This window comes from Staphylococcus sp. HMSC069E10, from assembly GCF_001809205.1.
GTDB lineage: Bacteria > Bacillota > Bacilli > Staphylococcales > Staphylococcaceae > Staphylococcus > Staphylococcus hominis.
In genome coordinates, this window is the sequence record NZ_KV796485.1 from 57,161 (window position 1) to 75,006 (window position 17,846).

Annotated in this window: 16 protein-coding genes; 14 read left to right on the forward strand and 2 right to left on the reverse strand. The window is 29.4% G+C overall.

Annotated elements, in window-relative coordinates; translation table 11 throughout:
- Positions 1-25 precede the first annotated feature (25 nt).
- The 7 genes from HMPREF2561_RS10610 to HMPREF2561_RS06890 all read left to right on the forward strand — a co-directional run bounded on the left by HMPREF2561_RS10610 (position 26) and on the right by HMPREF2561_RS06890 (position 8,594).
- Positions 26-2,197 (forward strand): bifunctional glycosyltransferase/CDP-glycerol:glycerophosphate glycerophosphotransferase, encoded by a 2,172-nt coding sequence (locus tag HMPREF2561_RS10610; protein ID WP_079118803.1) that lies wholly within the window; start codon positions 26-28, stop codon positions 2,195-2,197.
- Positions 2,198-2,479: 282 nt separating this feature from the next.
- Positions 2,480-3,712 (forward strand): NupC/NupG family nucleoside CNT transporter, encoded by a 1,233-nt coding sequence (locus HMPREF2561_RS06865; protein WP_017176009.1) that lies wholly within the window; start codon positions 2,480-2,482, stop codon positions 3,710-3,712.
- A 514-nt stretch (positions 3,713-4,226) separates the two neighbouring features.
- Positions 4,227-5,060: a YitT family protein gene (locus HMPREF2561_RS06870; RefSeq protein ID WP_019834904.1), complete on the forward strand. Its 834-nt coding sequence runs from the start codon at positions 4,227-4,229 to the stop codon at positions 5,058-5,060.
- Between the two features lie 185 nt (positions 5,061-5,245).
- Positions 5,246-6,037 (forward strand): ABC transporter ATP-binding protein, encoded by a 792-nt coding sequence (locus tag HMPREF2561_RS06875; RefSeq protein WP_017176007.1) that lies wholly within the window; start codon positions 5,246-5,248, stop codon positions 6,035-6,037.
- 221 nt (positions 6,038-6,258) lie between these two features.
- Positions 6,259-6,639 (forward strand): dihydroxyacetone kinase phosphoryl donor subunit DhaM, encoded by a 381-nt coding sequence (gene dhaM / locus HMPREF2561_RS06880; protein ID WP_017176006.1) that lies wholly within the window; start codon positions 6,259-6,261, stop codon positions 6,637-6,639.
- Positions 6,640-6,754: 115 nt separating this feature from the next.
- Positions 6,755-7,258 carry a hypothetical protein gene (locus HMPREF2561_RS06885; protein ID WP_017176005.1) on the forward strand — a complete coding sequence of 168 codons (504 nt, stop codon included), beginning with the start codon at positions 6,755-6,757 and terminating at the stop codon, positions 7,256-7,258.
- Between the two features lie 268 nt (positions 7,259-7,526).
- Positions 7,527-8,594 carry a YkvI family membrane protein gene (locus HMPREF2561_RS06890; RefSeq protein ID WP_049379654.1) on the forward strand — a complete coding sequence of 356 codons (1,068 nt, stop codon included), beginning with the start codon at positions 7,527-7,529 and terminating at the stop codon, positions 8,592-8,594.
- A gap of 134 nt (positions 8,595-8,728) precedes the next feature.
- Here HMPREF2561_RS06890 and HMPREF2561_RS06895 read toward each other — a convergent pair whose 3' ends face one another.
- Positions 8,729-9,235 (reverse strand): GNAT family N-acetyltransferase, encoded by a 507-nt coding sequence (locus HMPREF2561_RS06895; RefSeq protein ID WP_049379653.1) that lies wholly within the window; start codon positions 9,233-9,235, stop codon positions 8,729-8,731.
- A gap of 93 nt (positions 9,236-9,328) precedes the next feature.
- On the opposite strand from HMPREF2561_RS06895, the gene HMPREF2561_RS06900 reads away from it, so the two are divergent.
- From HMPREF2561_RS06900 to HMPREF2561_RS06930, 7 genes are all read left to right on the forward strand, one after another.
- A complete protein-coding gene (locus HMPREF2561_RS06900) occupies positions 9,329-10,252 on the forward strand; it encodes an NAD(P)H-binding protein (RefSeq protein ID WP_048761281.1) in 924 nt (307 codons plus the stop codon).
- A gap of 14 nt (positions 10,253-10,266) precedes the next feature.
- Positions 10,267-10,941 carry a response regulator transcription factor GraR/ApsR gene (gene graR / locus HMPREF2561_RS06905; protein ID WP_017176001.1) on the forward strand — a complete coding sequence of 225 codons (675 nt, stop codon included), beginning with the start codon at positions 10,267-10,269 and terminating at the stop codon, positions 10,939-10,941.
- Positions 10,934-11,974, forward strand: a complete 1,041-nt coding sequence (locus HMPREF2561_RS06910; protein WP_048683078.1) for a sensor histidine kinase — start codon at positions 10,934-10,936, stop codon at positions 11,972-11,974. The genes graR and HMPREF2561_RS06910 overlap by 8 nt, the downstream gene beginning before the upstream one ends.
- Before the next feature lie 253 nt (positions 11,975-12,227).
- The gene (locus HMPREF2561_RS06915; RefSeq protein WP_017175999.1) at positions 12,228-12,989 is read left to right on the forward strand and encodes an ABC transporter ATP-binding protein; all 762 of its coding nucleotides are present in this window, start codon (positions 12,228-12,230) and stop codon (positions 12,987-12,989) included.
- Positions 12,979-14,868 (forward strand): FtsX-like permease family protein, encoded by a 1,890-nt coding sequence (locus HMPREF2561_RS06920; protein WP_070468572.1) that lies wholly within the window; start codon positions 12,979-12,981, stop codon positions 14,866-14,868. Before HMPREF2561_RS06915 ends, HMPREF2561_RS06920 begins: the two co-directional genes overlap by 11 nt.
- 261 nt (positions 14,869-15,129) lie before the next feature.
- The gene (locus HMPREF2561_RS06925) at positions 15,130-15,747 is read left to right on the forward strand and encodes a DUF47 domain-containing protein (protein WP_002449132.1); all 618 of its coding nucleotides are present in this window, start codon (positions 15,130-15,132) and stop codon (positions 15,745-15,747) included.
- A gap of 14 nt (positions 15,748-15,761) precedes the next feature.
- Entirely contained in the window at positions 15,762-16,766 is a 1,005-nt protein-coding gene (locus HMPREF2561_RS06930; protein ID WP_017175997.1) for an inorganic phosphate transporter, read from the forward strand.
- A gap of 69 nt (positions 16,767-16,835) precedes the next feature.
- Here the strand turns inward: HMPREF2561_RS06930 and HMPREF2561_RS06935 are convergent, their stop codons facing one another.
- Positions 16,836-17,618: a CHAP domain-containing protein gene (locus tag HMPREF2561_RS06935; protein WP_017175996.1), complete on the reverse strand. Its 783-nt coding sequence runs from the start codon at positions 17,616-17,618 to the stop codon at positions 16,836-16,838.
- Positions 17,619-17,846 lie beyond the last annotated feature (228 nt).

Consider the following 17,846-nt stretch of genomic DNA (forward strand, 5'->3'; position numbering starts at 1 on the left):
ATAAATAAAATTGGAGAGAATGATATTGAATAAACTATCAATAATTATTACATATTTTAATAGTGAAGAATATATTGAAGATTGTATTAATAGCTTAAAAACTCAAAGGAATCAAGATTTTGAGATCATTATTGTAGATGATGGTTCTACGGATCATTCAACACAAATCTTAAATAAAACGTTAGCATCTTATGATAAAGATGTGACGTTTATTCAACTTGAAACAAATACTGGTCATGCACATGCTAGAAATATCGCTTTAGACTTAGCAAAAGGTCAATACGTGATGTTTTTAGATGCGGATGATCAATTAGCCTCATATGCTATTGAATATTATTTAAATCATATCAATGGTTTAGATACATTAATTGCACCGGTACACAAATTTACAATGCAACGTCCTCAATATGTAGATAAAGATAAGATACGTTTGCAGTATCGATCACATCATTCATATCCTAATTCAATTTTACGAAAAGAAACTGCATGTAATATTTTATTTAGAAATGCAATTATTAAAGCACATGACATTAAATTTAATGAAGATTTAAGCATTTTTATTGATAATTCATTTGTATTAGATTATCTGAAATATGCTGAACATTTTGTTAGAATTGTTAATTTTCCGTTTTATTATCGTGGTGAAGTATATGATCCATTTAATGGTAATACATTAAGTGATCAAGATTTTATTGATAAATTTGAAGACTATACAAATAGTTTCTTTGATGCTATACAAAGAACTACAAATAAAGAAGTTAAGAAATTTTTAGTCCAAAGAATGAAAAATGAAATTAAAAAAGGTTTTGATCCTTCGCTTAGAGATATTAAAGCAAGATATATTGCTTTAGAACACACTCTAGTTAAAGTAGTAAAAGCACTAAAATGGAATATCATTAAAGATGGTAAGTTGTTATATAATCTTGAAATCATGTTTTTATCTATGGATGACATTGAGAATGCAAGATATGTGAATGAATTACGTAAAAAAACACGTTTATTTAAAAGTATTCTAACAAACAATAAAATGAAAGAACGTGCTAAATATCAACTTACTGATAATGAAAATATGGTAGATCCACATACGATTATATTTGAGTCATTTGGTGGTAAAAATTACAGTGATAGTCCAAAGTATATATATGAATATATGCAACAACACTATCCACAATATAAATATATTTGGGTCTTTTCTAAGCCTAATAACAATATTATTCCTGGAAATGCAACTAAAGTGAAAAAAGGATCCAAAGAATATTATGAGGCTTATGCTAAAGCGAAATACTGGATTTCGAATGCTCGATTACCATTGTATTTAAATAAAAAAGAGAATCAAATGTATATTCAAACTTGGCACGGTACACCGTTAAAACGTTTAGCAAATGATATGAAAGTGGTAAGAATGCCAGGAACAACAACAGCAAATTATAAAAAGAATTTTTATACAGAAGCATCTCGTTGGAATTATTTAGTATCTCCAAACCGTTATTCTACGGATATCTTTAAGTCTGCTTTTTGGATGAATGAAGAAAGAATTTGGGAAATTGGCTATCCAAGAAATGATGTATTAGTTACAAGACAAAATGATACTGAGTATATAGAACAAATTAAAAAAGATTTAAATTTACCAAAAGATAAAAAAGTCATTATGTATGCGCCAACTTGGAGAGATGATGAATTCGTTAAAAAAGGTCAATATTTATTTGATTTGAAAATAAATTTAGCTAATTTAAAAGAGCAAATTGGAGATGACTATGTCATTTTACTAAGAATGCATTATCTTATTGCAAATGCATTAGATCTAACTGGATACGATGACTTTGCTATTGATGTTTCAAATTATAATGATATTTCAGAATTATATTTAATATCTGATGCGCTTATTACTGACTACTCGTCAGTGATGTTTGATTATGGTATTTTAAAACGTCCTCAATTTTTCTTTGCTTATGATATCGAAAAATACGATAAAGGTCTTCGTGGCTTCTATATGAATTATATGGAAGATTTACCAGGAGAAATTATTACAGATGAATTTAAACTTGCTGAAGAATTAAAACATTTAGATACACATAAAGAAAAATATAAAGATAAAATTGAAGCGTTCTATAATGATTTTTGTTCAATTGAAAAAGGTCAATCTTCTAAATTTATAGCAGACTATATTCATAATGATATTCATGAAAATGAATCATAAAATCAAATGACATAAAGAATGGGAAAAATTTACTTTGAATTCGTTTTCCCATTCTTTTTCTATATAACCGTATTAAGTTTAAATGGTATTTATGATAAATAACATCAAAAAAGAAAAATAGACAATTATTTTATTAAATATGTTATTTTAACGAACATTTTCTCGTGGTATAATGTTAAATGTATTTTTTACAGAACATTAGTTGTTATTTTATGAAAATAGTACGGTTCTATTTAAGGGTAATGTGATACATATTAATTTTAAAATGTGGGTAGGTGTCTTATGTTTTTACTAATAAATATCATTGGATTACTTGTGTTTTTAGGAATAGCAGTTTTATTTTCTAGAGATCGCAAACATATTCAATGGAAGTCTATATTAATCTTAGTTCTTTTAAATGTATTCTTAGCATGGTTCTTTGTATATTTCCAAATTGGAAGATCGATTGTTGAAGGTTTAGCAGCTGCCATTGCTTGGGTTATTCAATCAGCTCATACTGGAACAGGTTTTGCATTCAGTAGTTTTACAAGTGGTAAACAAATGGATATGGCAGTGAGTGCATTATTTCCAATTTTATTAGTTGTTCCACTATTTGATATTCTTATGTATTTTAATATTCTTCCTAAAATTATTGGAGGAATTGGTTTTGTACTTGCGAAAATTACACGTCAACCTAAATTTGAATCATTCTTTGGTATCGAAATGATGTTTTTAGGAAATACAGAGGCGCTTGCAGTCTCTAATGAACAACTTAAGCGTATGAACGAAATGCGTGTATTAACAGTTGCAATGATGTCAATGAGTTCTATTTCTGGAGCTATTGTAGGTGCCTATGTTCAAATGATTCCTGGTGAATTAGTGTTAACGGCGATTCCTTTAAATATTATTAATGCAATTATTGTCGCTTCTATTTTAAATCCTGTTACTGTTGAAGAAAAAGAAGATATTATCTATAGCATTAATAATGATGAAAAAATTGAACGTCAACCTTTCTTCTCATTTTTAGGAGATTCAGTATTAAATGCAGGTAAATTAGTATTAATTATTATCGCTTTTGTTATTAGTTTTGTCGCGTTGGCTGATTTTTTAGATCGTTTTATTAATTTGATTACTGGATTAGTAGGCAGTTGGATGGGTATGAAAGGTAGTTTTGGTTTAAACCAAATCTTAGGCGTCTTTATGTATCCATTTGCTTTATTGCTTGGCTTACCATGGGGTGAGGCATGGATAGTGGCACAACAGATGTCCAAAAAAATCGTTACAAACGAATTTGTAGTTATGGGTGAAATTACAAAAGTAATTGACACATATAGCGCACATCGTCGTGCAGTGATATCAACATTCTTAGTTTCATTTGCAAACTTCTCTACAATTGGGATGATTGTTGGTACATTAAAGGGTATAGTTGATAAGAAAACATCAGATTTTGTTTCAAAATATGTACCGATGATGTTATTATCAGGTATTTTAGTTTCACTACTTACTGCAGCATTTGTTGGTTTATTTGCATGGTAAGGTATTAAAATTTAAATCATTTTATAGTCAACCATTAGGAGTGAACATTGAATTCGAAAAGAATTCTATGTCACTCCTATTTTTATTATTCATTTTATTGCATGATAAAAACCAAGCATGCAAAGTGAGGAGACACTTTATATACTTGGTTTTTATGGGAAATGAATATTAATGTACTTGTAACGGTAAGGACTAGGTACTGTCACAGTACTTCGAGCAAAATTTGTTTTGTTACTATAAACAACACAAAGGAGATAACTTCTTGTAATTAAGAAGTTATACATAGTATAGCAAACTAATATTTATAAGTAAACGAAAAATTCAGAAAATTTCCACGTATTTTTTATTAGTACATTAGATTTAAAGATGAATATGTATCTTATTTAAATTAAATCTTTATATTTTAAGATATTTAAAATTTATTAATACATTTATTTTTAAAAAGCATATTGTAGGGAATGATGAGACTATGCTAACATTTTAATCGTTATAGTCGTAAAAGGAGTGAGTGTTTTTGAACAAAAATATAAAAAATATACTTTTAGTTATACTAGGCTCTTTTATCTTTTCAGCAGGAGTCAATGCATTTATTATATCAGGTAATTTAGGTGAAGGTGGCGTCACAGGTATTGCTATTGTATTATATTACGCTTTTCATATTTCACCAGCGCTCACTAACTTCGTTGCTAATGCAATATTGATTGTTATTGGGTATAAATTTTTAAGTAAAAAAAGTACGATATTAACAATTATTGCTACTGTACTTATTTCTGTTTTCTTAAGTCTTACAGAATCATGGCACGTAGAAACAGGTAATGTCATCATCAATGCAGTATTTGGCGGCACAAGTGTTGGACTAGGTATTGGAATAATCGTTTTAGCAGGTGGCACTACAGCTGGAACAACAATATTAGCAAGAATAGCTAATAAATACTTAGATGTTAGTACAGCATACGCATTATTATTTTTTGATTTAATCGTAGTAGTCATTTCTTTAACAGTACTACCGTTAAGTAAAGCATTGGTAACTGTGATTTCACTTTATATAGGCACGAAAGTAATGGATTATGTTATAGAAGGACTTAATACAAAAAAAGCAATGACAATTATTTCTAGCAAACCTGAAGAGGTAGCTAAGGCTATTGATGAACAAGTTGGTAGAGGCCTTACTATATTGAATGGACATGGTTATTATAGTAGAGAAGAAAAAGACGTTTTGTATGTTGTTGTAGCTAAAACGCAAGTAACTCGTGCCAAACGAATTATAAAAAAAATAGATAAGAATGCTTTCTTGGTTATTCATGACGTGCGTGATGTTTATGGAAATGGTTTTTTAATCGATGAATAAAAAAGGGCCCTAAAAATTTGAGGCGTTTTATGTATATCTCAGATTTTTAGGGTTATTTTTTATAATCGTCTCATAGTAAAAAGAATAGTCAAAAATGTGTATAAATGGTATAATAGCAATAATTAATTGAGAACGATTATCAATAGATATCGTAAATATTTTTTGTACAAAGGTAGGGCCTATATATGAATCGTTTAAATGCATCTCAAGTAGATATAGGATATAGAAATACGACAATTATAAAAGAATTAGATGTTCAAATACGTGATGGTAAAGTCACATCAATTATTGGACCGAATGGTTGTGGGAAATCTACATTATTGAAAGCACTCTCAAGACTGATTGAAGTGAAAAAAGGAGAAGTATTACTTGATAATCAAAACATTCAACATCAATCTACAAAAGAAGTAGCTAAAAAAATTGCAATTTTACCTCAAACTCCAACAGTGACTGACAGTATAACAGTTGAAGAACTCGTTTCATATGGACGTTTTCCTCATCAAAAAGGATTTGGACGATTATCTAAAAAAGATAAAGATGAAATTGAATGGTCATTAAACGTAACAGGCATTACAGAATTTCGTCATCAATCGATTAATGATTTAAGTGGGGGACAAAGACAACGTGTATGGATAGCAATGGCTTTAGCACAAAAAACAGATATTATTTTTCTTGATGAACCTACAACGTACTTAGATATTTCTCATCAGTTAGAAATTTTAGAATTGGTGCAACATTTGAATAAAGAATTAGGGTGTACGATCGTTATGGTCTTACATGATATCAATCAGGCAATTCGATTTTCGGATTATTTGTTAATCATGAAAGAAGGACACATTATAGATAATGGACCTACTGACCAAGTATTATCTAAAGAGATATTAGAAAGTGTGTTTAATATAGATGCAGTATTAGGAAAAGATCCTAGAACAGGGAAACCACTTTTAGTCACTTACAATTTACTTGAAAAAAGATAAGATTGATTATAACTTCAGCAATATAGCTACAATTATTATGATGTTGGATACCTATCTCAGTCATTTTTAATGTATAGGCAGTCAATGACTAATATTTTGTCTAATACACAAATATTCGCGCTTTCAGATAAGTTATTTTATAATGAAAACACACGTTGATTAAGGTTCACTTTAATAAAAAATCAAATTCGTTATTTAATTGATTGACTGGAGTTGAAATGATGACAACTATAGTTATTATTAGTCATAGTGAAGAAATAGCTAAGGGAACTAAAAATTTATTAAATAAAATGACAAATGACATAAATGTGATTGCTTATGGTGGAGTAAATGGTGAAATTGGAACTTCATATGATGATATTGAACAATTGATTAATCAGTTAGATGATGATGCATTATGTTTTTATGATTTAGGATCATCAGAAATGAATATCGATTTAGCAATTGATATGTATAAAGGTAAGTATCATATTTACAAAGTAAATGCACCCATTGTAGAAGGAAGTTTTACAGCAGCAATGTCTTTAAGTGTTGGTAAAACTGCTAATGAAGCGATTCAAGAAGTGAATCGTTCTTCATTTAAGTCTACAGCATTTAAATAAGTAATGATAAATTTTGATGTTTTTTTTATATAAAAAAAAGGTTATAAAATGATTATCCAAAATGAATATGGTAAAATAAATAGCATGATATTGATGATGAAAGTAGGTGGACATTATGCTACAAGAAGATATTAAATTTTACGTTCTGAACGGTAAATTTGAAGAAATTAAAAATATAATGTCCAATATTGATTTTATGGAATTCGAAGAAGTATATATATCCTGTGCTCATGAACAAGAAAACATTATGTTTTATACTTGTATATTAGATATGATGAAGGCTAATGAAACAGCAGAATTACATGATTTAGCATTTTTATTATTAGTCTATCCTTTGAGTGAAGTGGAAGGTGCTTTAGAAGCGGCATATTATCATGCAGATGCTTCTATTCAGTTAACAAATGGTAAAGAAATAAAAAGTTTGCTTCAAATGCTATTATTATATGCTATACCTGATCCAATTATTTCAGATTCTGAAGCGTTTAAAGTAGCTAAACAAATTTTAAAATTAGATCCTAATAATCATGTAGCAAGAAATGTGTTAAAAGATTCAGCTAAACGCATGGATAATGTTATAGTAAATTTTGATGAATTAAAGAAATTTGGAAGTTCAAAATAATATAGTGAAATAAGAGAGTTAGATAATGAATAACCATAGTTATTCATTTTATCTAACTCTTTTTTAATAATATTTTACTTAGTAACTCAAATATAATTTTTTGTGACAAATTATTAAAAATATTAAATTTTTTAAATTGTTTGTAAGGGTATTAACACTAGTATTTAGAAGCGATAAGCGTTGTCTCGCAACGTTTATGCACTGTTGCATAATATTATTAGTACGTTATAATTTTGAATGTGTCAAAAATAAGGAGGTTAATTAATACATGGGGTTGAATAAAGAATCTATAAAAATAGGTTTTGCTTATGTGGGGATTGTAGTAGGCGCAGGATTCTCTACAGGGCAAGAAGTAATGCAATTCTTCACGCCTTATGGTTTATGGTCATATATTGGCGTGTTAATATCAGGATTAATTTTAGGATTTATAGGGCGACAAGTCGCTAAAATTGGAACGGCTTTTGAAGCAACAAACCATGAATCAACATTACAATATTTATTTGGTGAAAAATTCAGTAAAATTTTTGATTATATTCTAGTCTTTTTCTTATTTGGGATTGCTGTAACAATGATTGCAGGTTCAGGCGCAACGTTCGAAGAGAGCTTTGGTATACCTACATGGCTTGGCGCGTTAATTATGACGGTCGTTATTTATTTAACACTATTATTAGACTTTAATAAGATCGTAAGAGCGTTAGGTTTCGTTACACCATTCTTGATTGTCATGGTAGTTCTTATTGCTATATATTATCTATTCGCTGGAAGTATCCCTATCAGTAAAGTTAATAGTACAGTAGATCATCCAAGTTTATTCTTAGGTATTATTAGAGGGTTAATGTACGGTGGATTAGCTTTTGCTGTAGGATTTAGTACGGTTGTGGCGATTGGTGGAGATGCATCTAAACGTCAAGTATCTGGTGCCGGTGCTTTATTTGGTGGTGTAGTGTATACTGTTTTACTTGCACTGATTAACTTTGCACTACAATCAGAATATCCACAAATTAAAAATGAACAAATTCCAACTTTAAAATTGGCGAACGAAATTCATCCATGGCTTGGATTAGTTTTAACAGTGATTATGTTAGCAGTAATGTATAATACTATTTTAGGATTGACTTATTCGTTTGCTGCACGTTTCACTGAGCCATACAGTAAAAAATATCATATATTTATTGTTATTATGATGATTGCAGCCTTTATTTTAAGTTTCGTTGGTTTTGCAGATTTAATCAACTTCTTATATAACATTATGGGCGTAGTTGGATTATTTATTGTGGTAGCAGTGCTTATTAAATATTATTTACGTAAAAGTGATAACAAAGACCACATTGCTTAAAATTAATAAAATAAATAATCCATAAAAAAACTGCCTACAAAGTTAAATAACTCATAGACAGTCTAAAGCAATTCGTGTAATTAACACGAATTGCTTTTTTGCATTTTGAACGTAGCGTATAATACATATTGTAATTAAAGTAGTAATTTAGCCATAATATATTTATTAAAATATTGATTGTTGATCAGTAATTTATTTTTAAGTTCGCCTTCAATATTGAATCCAGCGCCTTTAAGTAGCATGAGTGCGTTTGTATTTTCAGGAACGACTGAAGCTTGAAGACGTTTAATATTATGGTTAAGAGCCCAAGCTTCAACAGCATTAATTAAAGCAAGTCCAATACCTTTTTTTTGATAAAATTTAGTAACACCAAGTGTAATGATTGCTTCGTGTTGTGTACGTTCGTATTTTTCAGTAGTGACGAATATACATCCAACGAGTTGATCATCTTCTTCAGCTACATATATGGTATTTCTCGGAGAAGTGATAACACGCTCTAGAAGATTACTAATAGAAGAAACACTAGGGTTAAATTCTCCAGGATTATAAAGTGTATAATCAGATTCATCATATATTTTAGTTAATAATGTTGTCAAAGCTTCAGTATCTTTTATACTAATTTCACGAATAATATGAGCCATTCGGCTTCCTCCTGAGATAGTAATATAACATATATTATACCAATTATTTAAAAAATATACATATTTAGAATTTTAAAAAGGAGTAACAGAATAATGAAACCTAATGTATTATTAGCGGGTGGTAGTGGTTATATAGGTAAGAATATTAGCAGTGTGATAGAAAATGATGCAAATTTGTTTGCTTTATCTAAATATCCAAATACAAAAAAAGAGTTTAATCATAATATAAAATGGCTAAAAAAAGATATTTATAATTATGAAGATGTTAAATCAGCAATGTCAGGTATGAATATTGCAGTATTTTATTTAGATCCTAATAAAAATTCTGCCAAGCTTACTCAAGCAACTGCACGTGATTTAAATCTCATTGCAGCCGATAATTTTGCAAGAGCAGCAGCACAACAAAAAATAAATAAAATTTTGTACGTAAGCGGTAGTCGCTTTGATAATGAGACAATACAATGTTTAAAAAACTATGGTGTTCCTGTAGAAACGACTGAGACCTATATCAAACGCTCTCATATTAATGTTGAGTTACAAGTGTCTAAATATAATGATATACGGACAGCATTAAGAATGATATTACCTAGGAAATGGTCTTTAGAACAATTAGTCGCTTATTTTTTTAAATGGCTGAATGATACACGTGGTACATTTTTACACACGAAATATATAGAAAATCGATATATAATATATGCTCGTAATGAGTTTAAGCCTCTATTAGTAATGAAGAAAGAAGTAAATGATAATAGTTTAATTACATTTAATTTAGTAGGCGGTTCAATTATAAAAAAACGTTCTAAAAAACAAGGAAAATTGGAATTTCGTCAAATTAAAGGAACGCGTTTAGTAATTGTTCAACTATATGATTATATTCCTAAATTGTTATGGCCACTCTATTATTTTTTTCAAGCTCCCGTACAAGGTTTAATTATGAGAGGGTTTGAAATTGATTGTCGTATTAGGCATTTCAATGGACGTGTGCAATCAGGAGAAAAAATGAAATATACAAAGTGATAGGATGAAAACACATGCAAATATTATTAGTAGAAGATGATCAGACGCTTTTTCAACAACTAAAGAAAGAATTAGAAAATTGGGATTTTTTTGTTTATGGTGTCAATGATTTTAGTAACGTAATGGAAACATATCATAATGTTCAACCAGAAATCGTTATAATGGATGTGCAATTACCTAAATATGACGGATTCTATTGGTGTCGTCAAATTAGACAAGTATCTAATGTGCCTATTTTATTTTTATCGTCACGTGATAATCCTATGGATCAAGTGATGAGTATGGAATTAGGTGCAGATGATTATATGCAAAAGCCTTTTCATACCAACGTACTAATTGCGAAGTTACAAGCAATTTATCGACGCGTATATCAATTTGGCGCAGAAGAAAGACGTACATTAAATTGGCAAGATGCACTAGTAGATCTTTCAAAAGATAGTATTCAAAAAGGCGATAAAATCATTTATTTATCTAAAACTGAAATGATTATTTTAGAAATGTTAATTCAAAAACAAAATCAAATTGTGACTAGAGATACATTAATTACAGCGTTATGGGATGATGAAGCGTTTGTGAGTGATAACACATTAACAGTCAATGTAAATCGATTACGAAAAAAATTATCTGAGATCGATATGGAAACAGAAATTGAAACAAAAGTAGGTAAAGGATATATGGCACATGAGTAATGTGAAATGGTTTTGGCTATTTCTTAAAACACGAAGTAATTGGATATTTTGGATTATATTTTTGCAGTTTGTGTTTTTAGGGATGGCATATATAGACTATGATATGGCAATTGAAAGTGTAGCGTACATTGTCTTATTAAATATAGGTTTAACTTGTATATTTCTTATTTTTACTTTTTTAAGAGAAGTAAAATTATATCAACATTTTTATAATAATAAGGAAATCGAAGAAATTAAACATAAAGAATTAGCTGAGAATCCATTTCAACAGGAAATGGTGGACTATTTATATCGTAAATTATTGTTTCAAAAAGAAAGAGCTACTGAACAACAAATTCATATACAAGCGTCTGAACAATCGTTAACTGAATTTGTTCACGATATTAAAACACCTGTTACAGCAATGAAATTATTAATTGATCAAGTTGAAGATATGGAACGTAAGAAAGCCTTACTTTATGAATGGTCAAGAGTGAATGAATTATTAGATAAGCAACTTTATTTAACACGTCTTGAATCTAAAAATAGAGATATGTATTTCGAAAAAGTACCATTAAAACGTTTAGTGATCGAAGAAATTCAACTTACGCGGCATATCAGTCAAGTTAAAGGTATTGGCTATGAATTAGAATTTGACACGAATCCAGAAGTATTTACAGATGTAAAATGGTGTCGCATGATGATTAGACAGATTTTATCTAATTCTTTGAAATATTCTCAAGGAAAAGATATTGTGATTCGGTCGTTTGCTAAAAAAGACCATATCGCTTTAGAAATTACTGATTATGGGCGTGGGATTAGTGCTAAAGATTTACCACGTATTTTTGAAAGAGGCTATACTTCTACCGCAAATCGTAATGAAACAACTTCTTCTGGAATTGGTTTATACTTAGTAGAAAGTGTAAGACATCCATTAGGTATTGAAGTAGAGGTCGAGTCGACGGTGGGTGAAGGAACAACATTTATTTTAACGTTCCCTATGCAAAACGAAGTCATAGAAAGAATGTCACAAGAGAAATTAAGTCTATCATAAAGACGTTGTTAAAATAGTATATAAGTGCAATTGTTCGCTTTATCGCAAGGAGATATTGGACTTTACTATAAAAAGTTTGGACTAAAACTTATATAATATTTAAAGTAAATACATAAATTAAGCTTATGGAAATATCATTTTAGTGTAATAAGTGAGTAGAACATTGAGTGAAACCTGGGACTTTATAGTGACGTCTCAGGTTCATCTATATCATTCAATCGTTAAAATATATGATAGTGAGGGACATTCTAAATTGACAATATTACAAGCAAAGCAAATTGTTAAAACATATGGGACAAAACAAACGATACAAGAAGTGTTAAGAGGCATTGATTTAAATATTGAAACTGGAGAGTTTGTTTCAATTATGGGACCTTCTGGATCTGGTAAAACAACATTACTTAATGTTTTAAGTTCAATTGATTATTTATCACAAGGATCTGTAATACTAAATGGAAAACAATTGGAAAAGTTATCAAATAAGGAACTATCAGAAATTAGAAAAAAAGATATTGGATTTATTTTTCAAGAATATAATTTATTACACACACTTACTGTAAAAGAAAATATTATGTTGCCTTTATCAGTACTTAAATTAAATAAGGAAGAAATGAATAAACGTTATAGACAAATTACTGAAGCGCTTAATATATATGATATTAGTGACAAATATCCGTCTGAAATTTCAGGGGGACAACGTCAACGAACATCTGCAGCGCGTGCATTTATTACATATCCTAAAATCATTTTTGCGGATGAACCAACAGGCGCTTTAGACTCTAAGAACACTAGGGATTTACTCACACGTTTTGAAAAAATAAATAAAATCTATGATGTAACTATTATTATGGTTACACACGATCCACTTGCAGCAAGTTTTTCTAATCGTGTTGTAATGTTGAAAGATGGCTTAATATTTACTGAAATTTATCAAGGACAAGATAATAAACAATTATTTTATGAAGAAATATTAAGAGCCCAAAGTATATTAGGTGGCAAGATTTATGAGTTTTAGCTATATTATTTGGAGAAATTTCCTAAGAAATATCAAGCACTATGCTATTTATATGTTTTCATTAGTCATTAGTACCGTTTTATATTTTAGTTTTATTACGATTAAATATGTTCATCATCTCCATATACATGAGTCTTTATCTATGATTAGAGAGGGTTCTAAAATAGGAAGTTATTTTCTATTTATAATCATCGTTGTCTTTATTATGTATACCAATATTCTTTTTATTAAAAGACGAAGTTACGAATTGGGACTATTACAGATTATGGGGTTAAATAAAGTAAGTATTATTTATATGTTTATTTTAGAACAATTGTTTATTTTCTTAATCACTGCAGTTTTAGGTGTGATAATAGGGATTGTTGGGTCTAAAATTTTACTTATGATTATATTGAAATTATTAGGTATACATACCTCGGTTTCGCTTGTTTTTAGTATAGACGCTATAATTCAAACCTTATTTATTTTAATCATTGCATATATTTTAATTATTCTTCAAGCTATCATTTTCTTAAATAAATATTCTGTTACGCAATTAATGGAGTCTGAAGAATATATAGATGAAACAGGTAAACATATTACATTTGGAGAAATTATTCTAGGAATTTTAGGTATTGTTTTCATTTTGGCAGGATATTATTTATCCACACGATTTGTTGAATTATTAGATGATATCGTATTACCTTTTATTATTTTATTTTTAACTGTGATCGGAGCTTATTTCTTTTTCAGAAGTTCAGTGTCTCTTATATTAAAAATAATTAAATCATTTAAAAGTGGAAATGTAACTGTAAATGATGTTATTTTCACTTCTTCATTAATGTTTAGGATTAGAAAGAATGCTTTCTCTTTAACAATCATTTCTATTATTTCTGCTATTACCGTATCGGTCCTATGTTTTGCAGCAATTAGTCGAGGATCTTTAAGTAAAGAAATTTCATTAGAATCACCTTATGAAGTAACAACGAACAACGACATCTTGTCTGAAAAGTTAAAATATCAATTAGAGCAACAGCATATTGCATATAACTATAATTATAAGCAAGTAGTGTACACGCATTTATATAAAGATTATCTATTTGATGTAAATGCAGCTAGACCTTATTCGGTGACTGTAACAAGTGAAGATTACTTTTCAAATGTTTCTTTGAAAAAAGGACAAGCAGATTTAATTATCCCAGAAGATGTTATTCCTGAATTAACTAAACATCGACCACACGGGACAACACTGATTGGTACGAAACGACATCATACTAAAGTTCAACTGCGAAAAGTGATTCATAAAGTTTATTTTAAAGAGAGTATAGATTTAGGTGGACCGACACTCGTGCTTAATAACGAGGATTATCAATTTATAAAACAACATGTTAAAAATAAGGACATCATTTCTCAACATGGTTTTGATTTAAAACATACAAAAGATATACCTAGATTAGAAAAGACTATCAATCACATGAATCAGAATTTAAAAACTAGAAGTCAGATAGCAAGCGAAATTTCAAGTTTAACAGGAATTTTATTATTTATAAGTTCTTTTTTAGGTATTGCATTTCTTATAGCAACTGGATGTATTATCTATATTAAACAAATTGATGAAACTGAAGATGAATTAGAAAATTATTCAATATTACGTAAATTAGGTTTTACTCAAAAAGATATGGATAGAGGTCTAAAATTGAAAGTGGCGTTTAACTTTGGACTACCTTTAGCTATTGCTTTACTTCATGCATATTTTGCAGCACTTGTATTTATGAAATTTATAGGATTCACAAATCAAACGTCCATTTTTATCGTTATGATTATTTATACAATCGTATATAGTATGTTTGCATTTATTGCTTATAATCATTCTAAGCGAACGATCAATCACTCAATTTAAGAGAGAATATTTCGAGTTTGTAAAGAATTTGTAAATTTATTGTAGAGATGAAAAATTTATGATATTTTCAATTAGAGACAACTTAGGCGTTAAGTAGAAGTGTATCGTAACTGGTATAACATTATATTTACATAAATTTTACAAAAGCTTTCTAAATAATGTTTTAAAATAAGCTATTGTAAATGTAGCTCATTTTTAAATTGTCTTAAATTAAATAATAAACGTGTGATTGATAGCAATCGCTAAAATGGAGGCATTATAATGTTCACTAAGAAAAAGGATAAGTTTATGGTTCAATTAGAAGAAATGGTATTTAATCTGGACCGTGCAGCTGTAGAATTCGGGAAAATGGATTTTAATACCCATTTAGATTTAAAAGCTTATTCTGATAACATTAAAACGTACGAGTCACATGGTGACGAACTTATGCACAAAGTCATTAGCGACTTAAATCAAACATTTATCACTCCTATTGAACGAGAAGACATTCTATCATTGTGTAATGCAATCGATGATGTACTTGATGCAATGGAAGAAACATCTGGAATGTTTGAAATGTATTCAATTGAATATACTGATGAATATATGGCTGAATTTGTTGACAATATTCAAAAAGCTGTCGCTGAAATGAAATTAGCAGTTGGTTTACTTGTTGATAAAAAATTATCTCACATGAGAATTCATTCAATTAATATTAAAGAATTTGAAACAAATTGTGATGGTATATTAAGACAATCAATTAAACATATCTTTAATAGTGAAACCGATCCAATCACTTTAATTAAAATTAAAGATATTTACGAAAGCTTAGAAAATATCGCTGATAAATGTCAAGCTGTTGCTAACAACTTTGAAACAATTATCATGAAAAATAGCTAAGGGAGTTTTAAATTATGGAATATGTATTAGTCATCACTATAGCTATCGTTGCATTTTCTTTAGTCTTTGACTTTATCAATGGCTTTCATGATACAGCAAATGCAATTGCTACTGCGGTTTCTACACGTGCATTGACACCAAGAACAGCTATTCTTCTAGCGGCAATTATGAACTTTATAGGTGCACTTACTTTTACAGGGGTAGCTGGAACAATTACTAAAGATATCGTAGATCCATTTAAATTACAAAATGGTCTAGTAGTAGTATTAGCGGCTATTATCGCTGCTATTGTTTGGAATTTGGTTACTTGGTTATATGGTATACCAAGTTCTTCATCTCATGCCTTAATCGGCGCTATTGCTGGAGCTGCAATAGCTGCACAGGGGTTTACAGTATTACATTACCAAGGTTTTACTAAGATTATCATTGTATTAATTATTTCACCAATTATCGCATTTTGTGTTGGTTTTATCATGTATACAATTGTTAAAATTATTTTTAAAAATGCGAATCTTACGAGAGCAAATCGTAATTTCCGCTTTTTCCAAATGTTTACTGCAGCGCTTCAATCGTTTTCACATGGTACAAATGATGCTCAAAAATCAATGGGTATTATTACTCTTGCTTTGATTGTAGCGAATTTACAAGATCCATCGAATGTGGAACCAGTATTATGGGTTAAAATTGCTTGTGCCACAGCAATGGGTCTAGGAACTGCAATTGGTGGTTGGAAAATTATTAAAACAGTAGGCGGAAATATAATGAAAATACGACCTGCTAATGGGGCGGCTGCTGATTTATCTTCAGCATTAACGATTTTCGTTGCTTCATCATTACACTTTCCATTATCTACAACACATGTTGTATCGTCATCAATTTTAGGTGTAGGTGCATCAAATCGTGCAAAAGGTGTAAAGTGGAATACAGCTCAACGTATGATTATTACATGGATTATTACATTGCCAATTTCTGCTATTTTAGCAGCAATTATATTTTGGATTTTAAATATTTTTCTTTAAGGTAAAATAACCACAAAATAAGCTTGAGACATGTTTATGTCTCAAGCTTATTTTGTGGTTTGAATCATATTAATGAATATAGTTATAGTTAGAAACTAATGAAGCAGGAATCACACGAGTATCTGTGTTATAAGGGCCATATGTATAATTCATTTCTGAAATTAGAATACTACCATCTGGATTCACACGCTCCACGTATGCTACATGGCCATAATACCCAGCAGTCGATTGCATAATTGCTCCAACAGTAGGAGTATGATTAACAATATAACCATCTGAGGCAGCATTATAAGTCCAATACTTAGCATCAGACCAATATGTACTAATGGGTAATCCAGCTTGGGCGCGACGATTAAACACATACCATGTACATTGCCCAGCAGTGTATAAATTTTGATGGTTAAAGGTTGGTGAAGCATTAGTAGATGATGAGTTTGTAGTACTCGAACTACTTGGAATTTTTAATACTTGACCAGGGTAAATTAAATAATTTTTCAAATTATTTGCATTCATTAAGTTAGTAACTGAAGTTCCATATTTATTAGCGATACGAGAAAGTGAATCACCAGATTGAACAGTATAAGTAGTAGAAGACTTACTTGATAAACTACTTGATGTAGTAGATGTTGTAGTTGACGATCCATTAATAGTTAGTACTTGTCCTGGAAAAATTAAATTACCATTTAATTGATTATTTCGTTTAAGCTCATCAATAGTGGTATTGTATTTGTTTGCAATACTCCATAAAGAATCTCCAGGTTGAACAGTATGTTGTGTTGATGCTTCAGCATGATGAGAGAAAAATGCTACAGCTCCTGACGCAATAGATAACGTAAAAGCTAACTTTTTCAAACTACGTACCCTCCTTGAATTTTAAAATTTATTTTTAGAATTTAATATTGTTAAATTTGTATAATTTACCTTTTTATATCACATGCATATACTATCAAAAAAATATAAGAATATGTGGATTGTTATTATCTTGTAATATGATTAAAAGTAATACGATTTTTTGTAAATAGATAAAAACCCTTGATACAGTAGTTTTTAACAGTTTTATTTAGATAAAATTAAATTGCT

What these genes read in the sequence shown, in the direction of transcription:
- HMPREF2561_RS06865 (WP_017176009.1), top strand. Translation starts at nt 2,480, where the DNA reads ATGTTTTTACTAATAAATATCATTGGATTACTTGTGTTTTTAGGAATA.
- HMPREF2561_RS06875 (WP_017176007.1), top strand. Translation starts at nt 5,246, where the DNA reads ATGAATCGTTTAAATGCATCTCAAGTAGATATAGGATATAGAAATACG.
- dhaM (WP_017176006.1), top strand. Translation starts at nt 6,259, where the DNA reads ATGACAACTATAGTTATTATTAGTCATAGTGAAGAAATAGCTAAGGGA.
- HMPREF2561_RS06885 (WP_017176005.1), top strand. Translation starts at nt 6,755, where the DNA reads ATGCTACAAGAAGATATTAAATTTTACGTTCTGAACGGTAAATTTGAA.
- HMPREF2561_RS06890 (WP_049379654.1), top strand. Translation starts at nt 7,527, where the DNA reads ATGGGGTTGAATAAAGAATCTATAAAAATAGGTTTTGCTTATGTGGGG.
- HMPREF2561_RS06895 (WP_049379653.1), bottom strand. Translation starts at nt 9,235, where the DNA reads ATGGCTCATATTATTCGTGAAATTAGTATAAAAGATACTGAAGCTTTG.
- HMPREF2561_RS06900 (WP_048761281.1), top strand. Translation starts at nt 9,329, where the DNA reads ATGAAACCTAATGTATTATTAGCGGGTGGTAGTGGTTATATAGGTAAG.
- graR (WP_017176001.1), top strand. Translation starts at nt 10,267, where the DNA reads ATGCAAATATTATTAGTAGAAGATGATCAGACGCTTTTTCAACAACTA.
- HMPREF2561_RS06910 (WP_048683078.1), top strand. Translation starts at nt 10,934, where the DNA reads ATGAGTAATGTGAAATGGTTTTGGCTATTTCTTAAAACACGAAGTAAT.
- HMPREF2561_RS06920 (WP_070468572.1), top strand. Translation starts at nt 12,979, where the DNA reads ATGAGTTTTAGCTATATTATTTGGAGAAATTTCCTAAGAAATATCAAG.
- HMPREF2561_RS06925 (WP_002449132.1), top strand. Translation starts at nt 15,130, where the DNA reads ATGTTCACTAAGAAAAAGGATAAGTTTATGGTTCAATTAGAAGAAATG.
- HMPREF2561_RS06930 (WP_017175997.1), top strand. Translation starts at nt 15,762, where the DNA reads ATGGAATATGTATTAGTCATCACTATAGCTATCGTTGCATTTTCTTTA.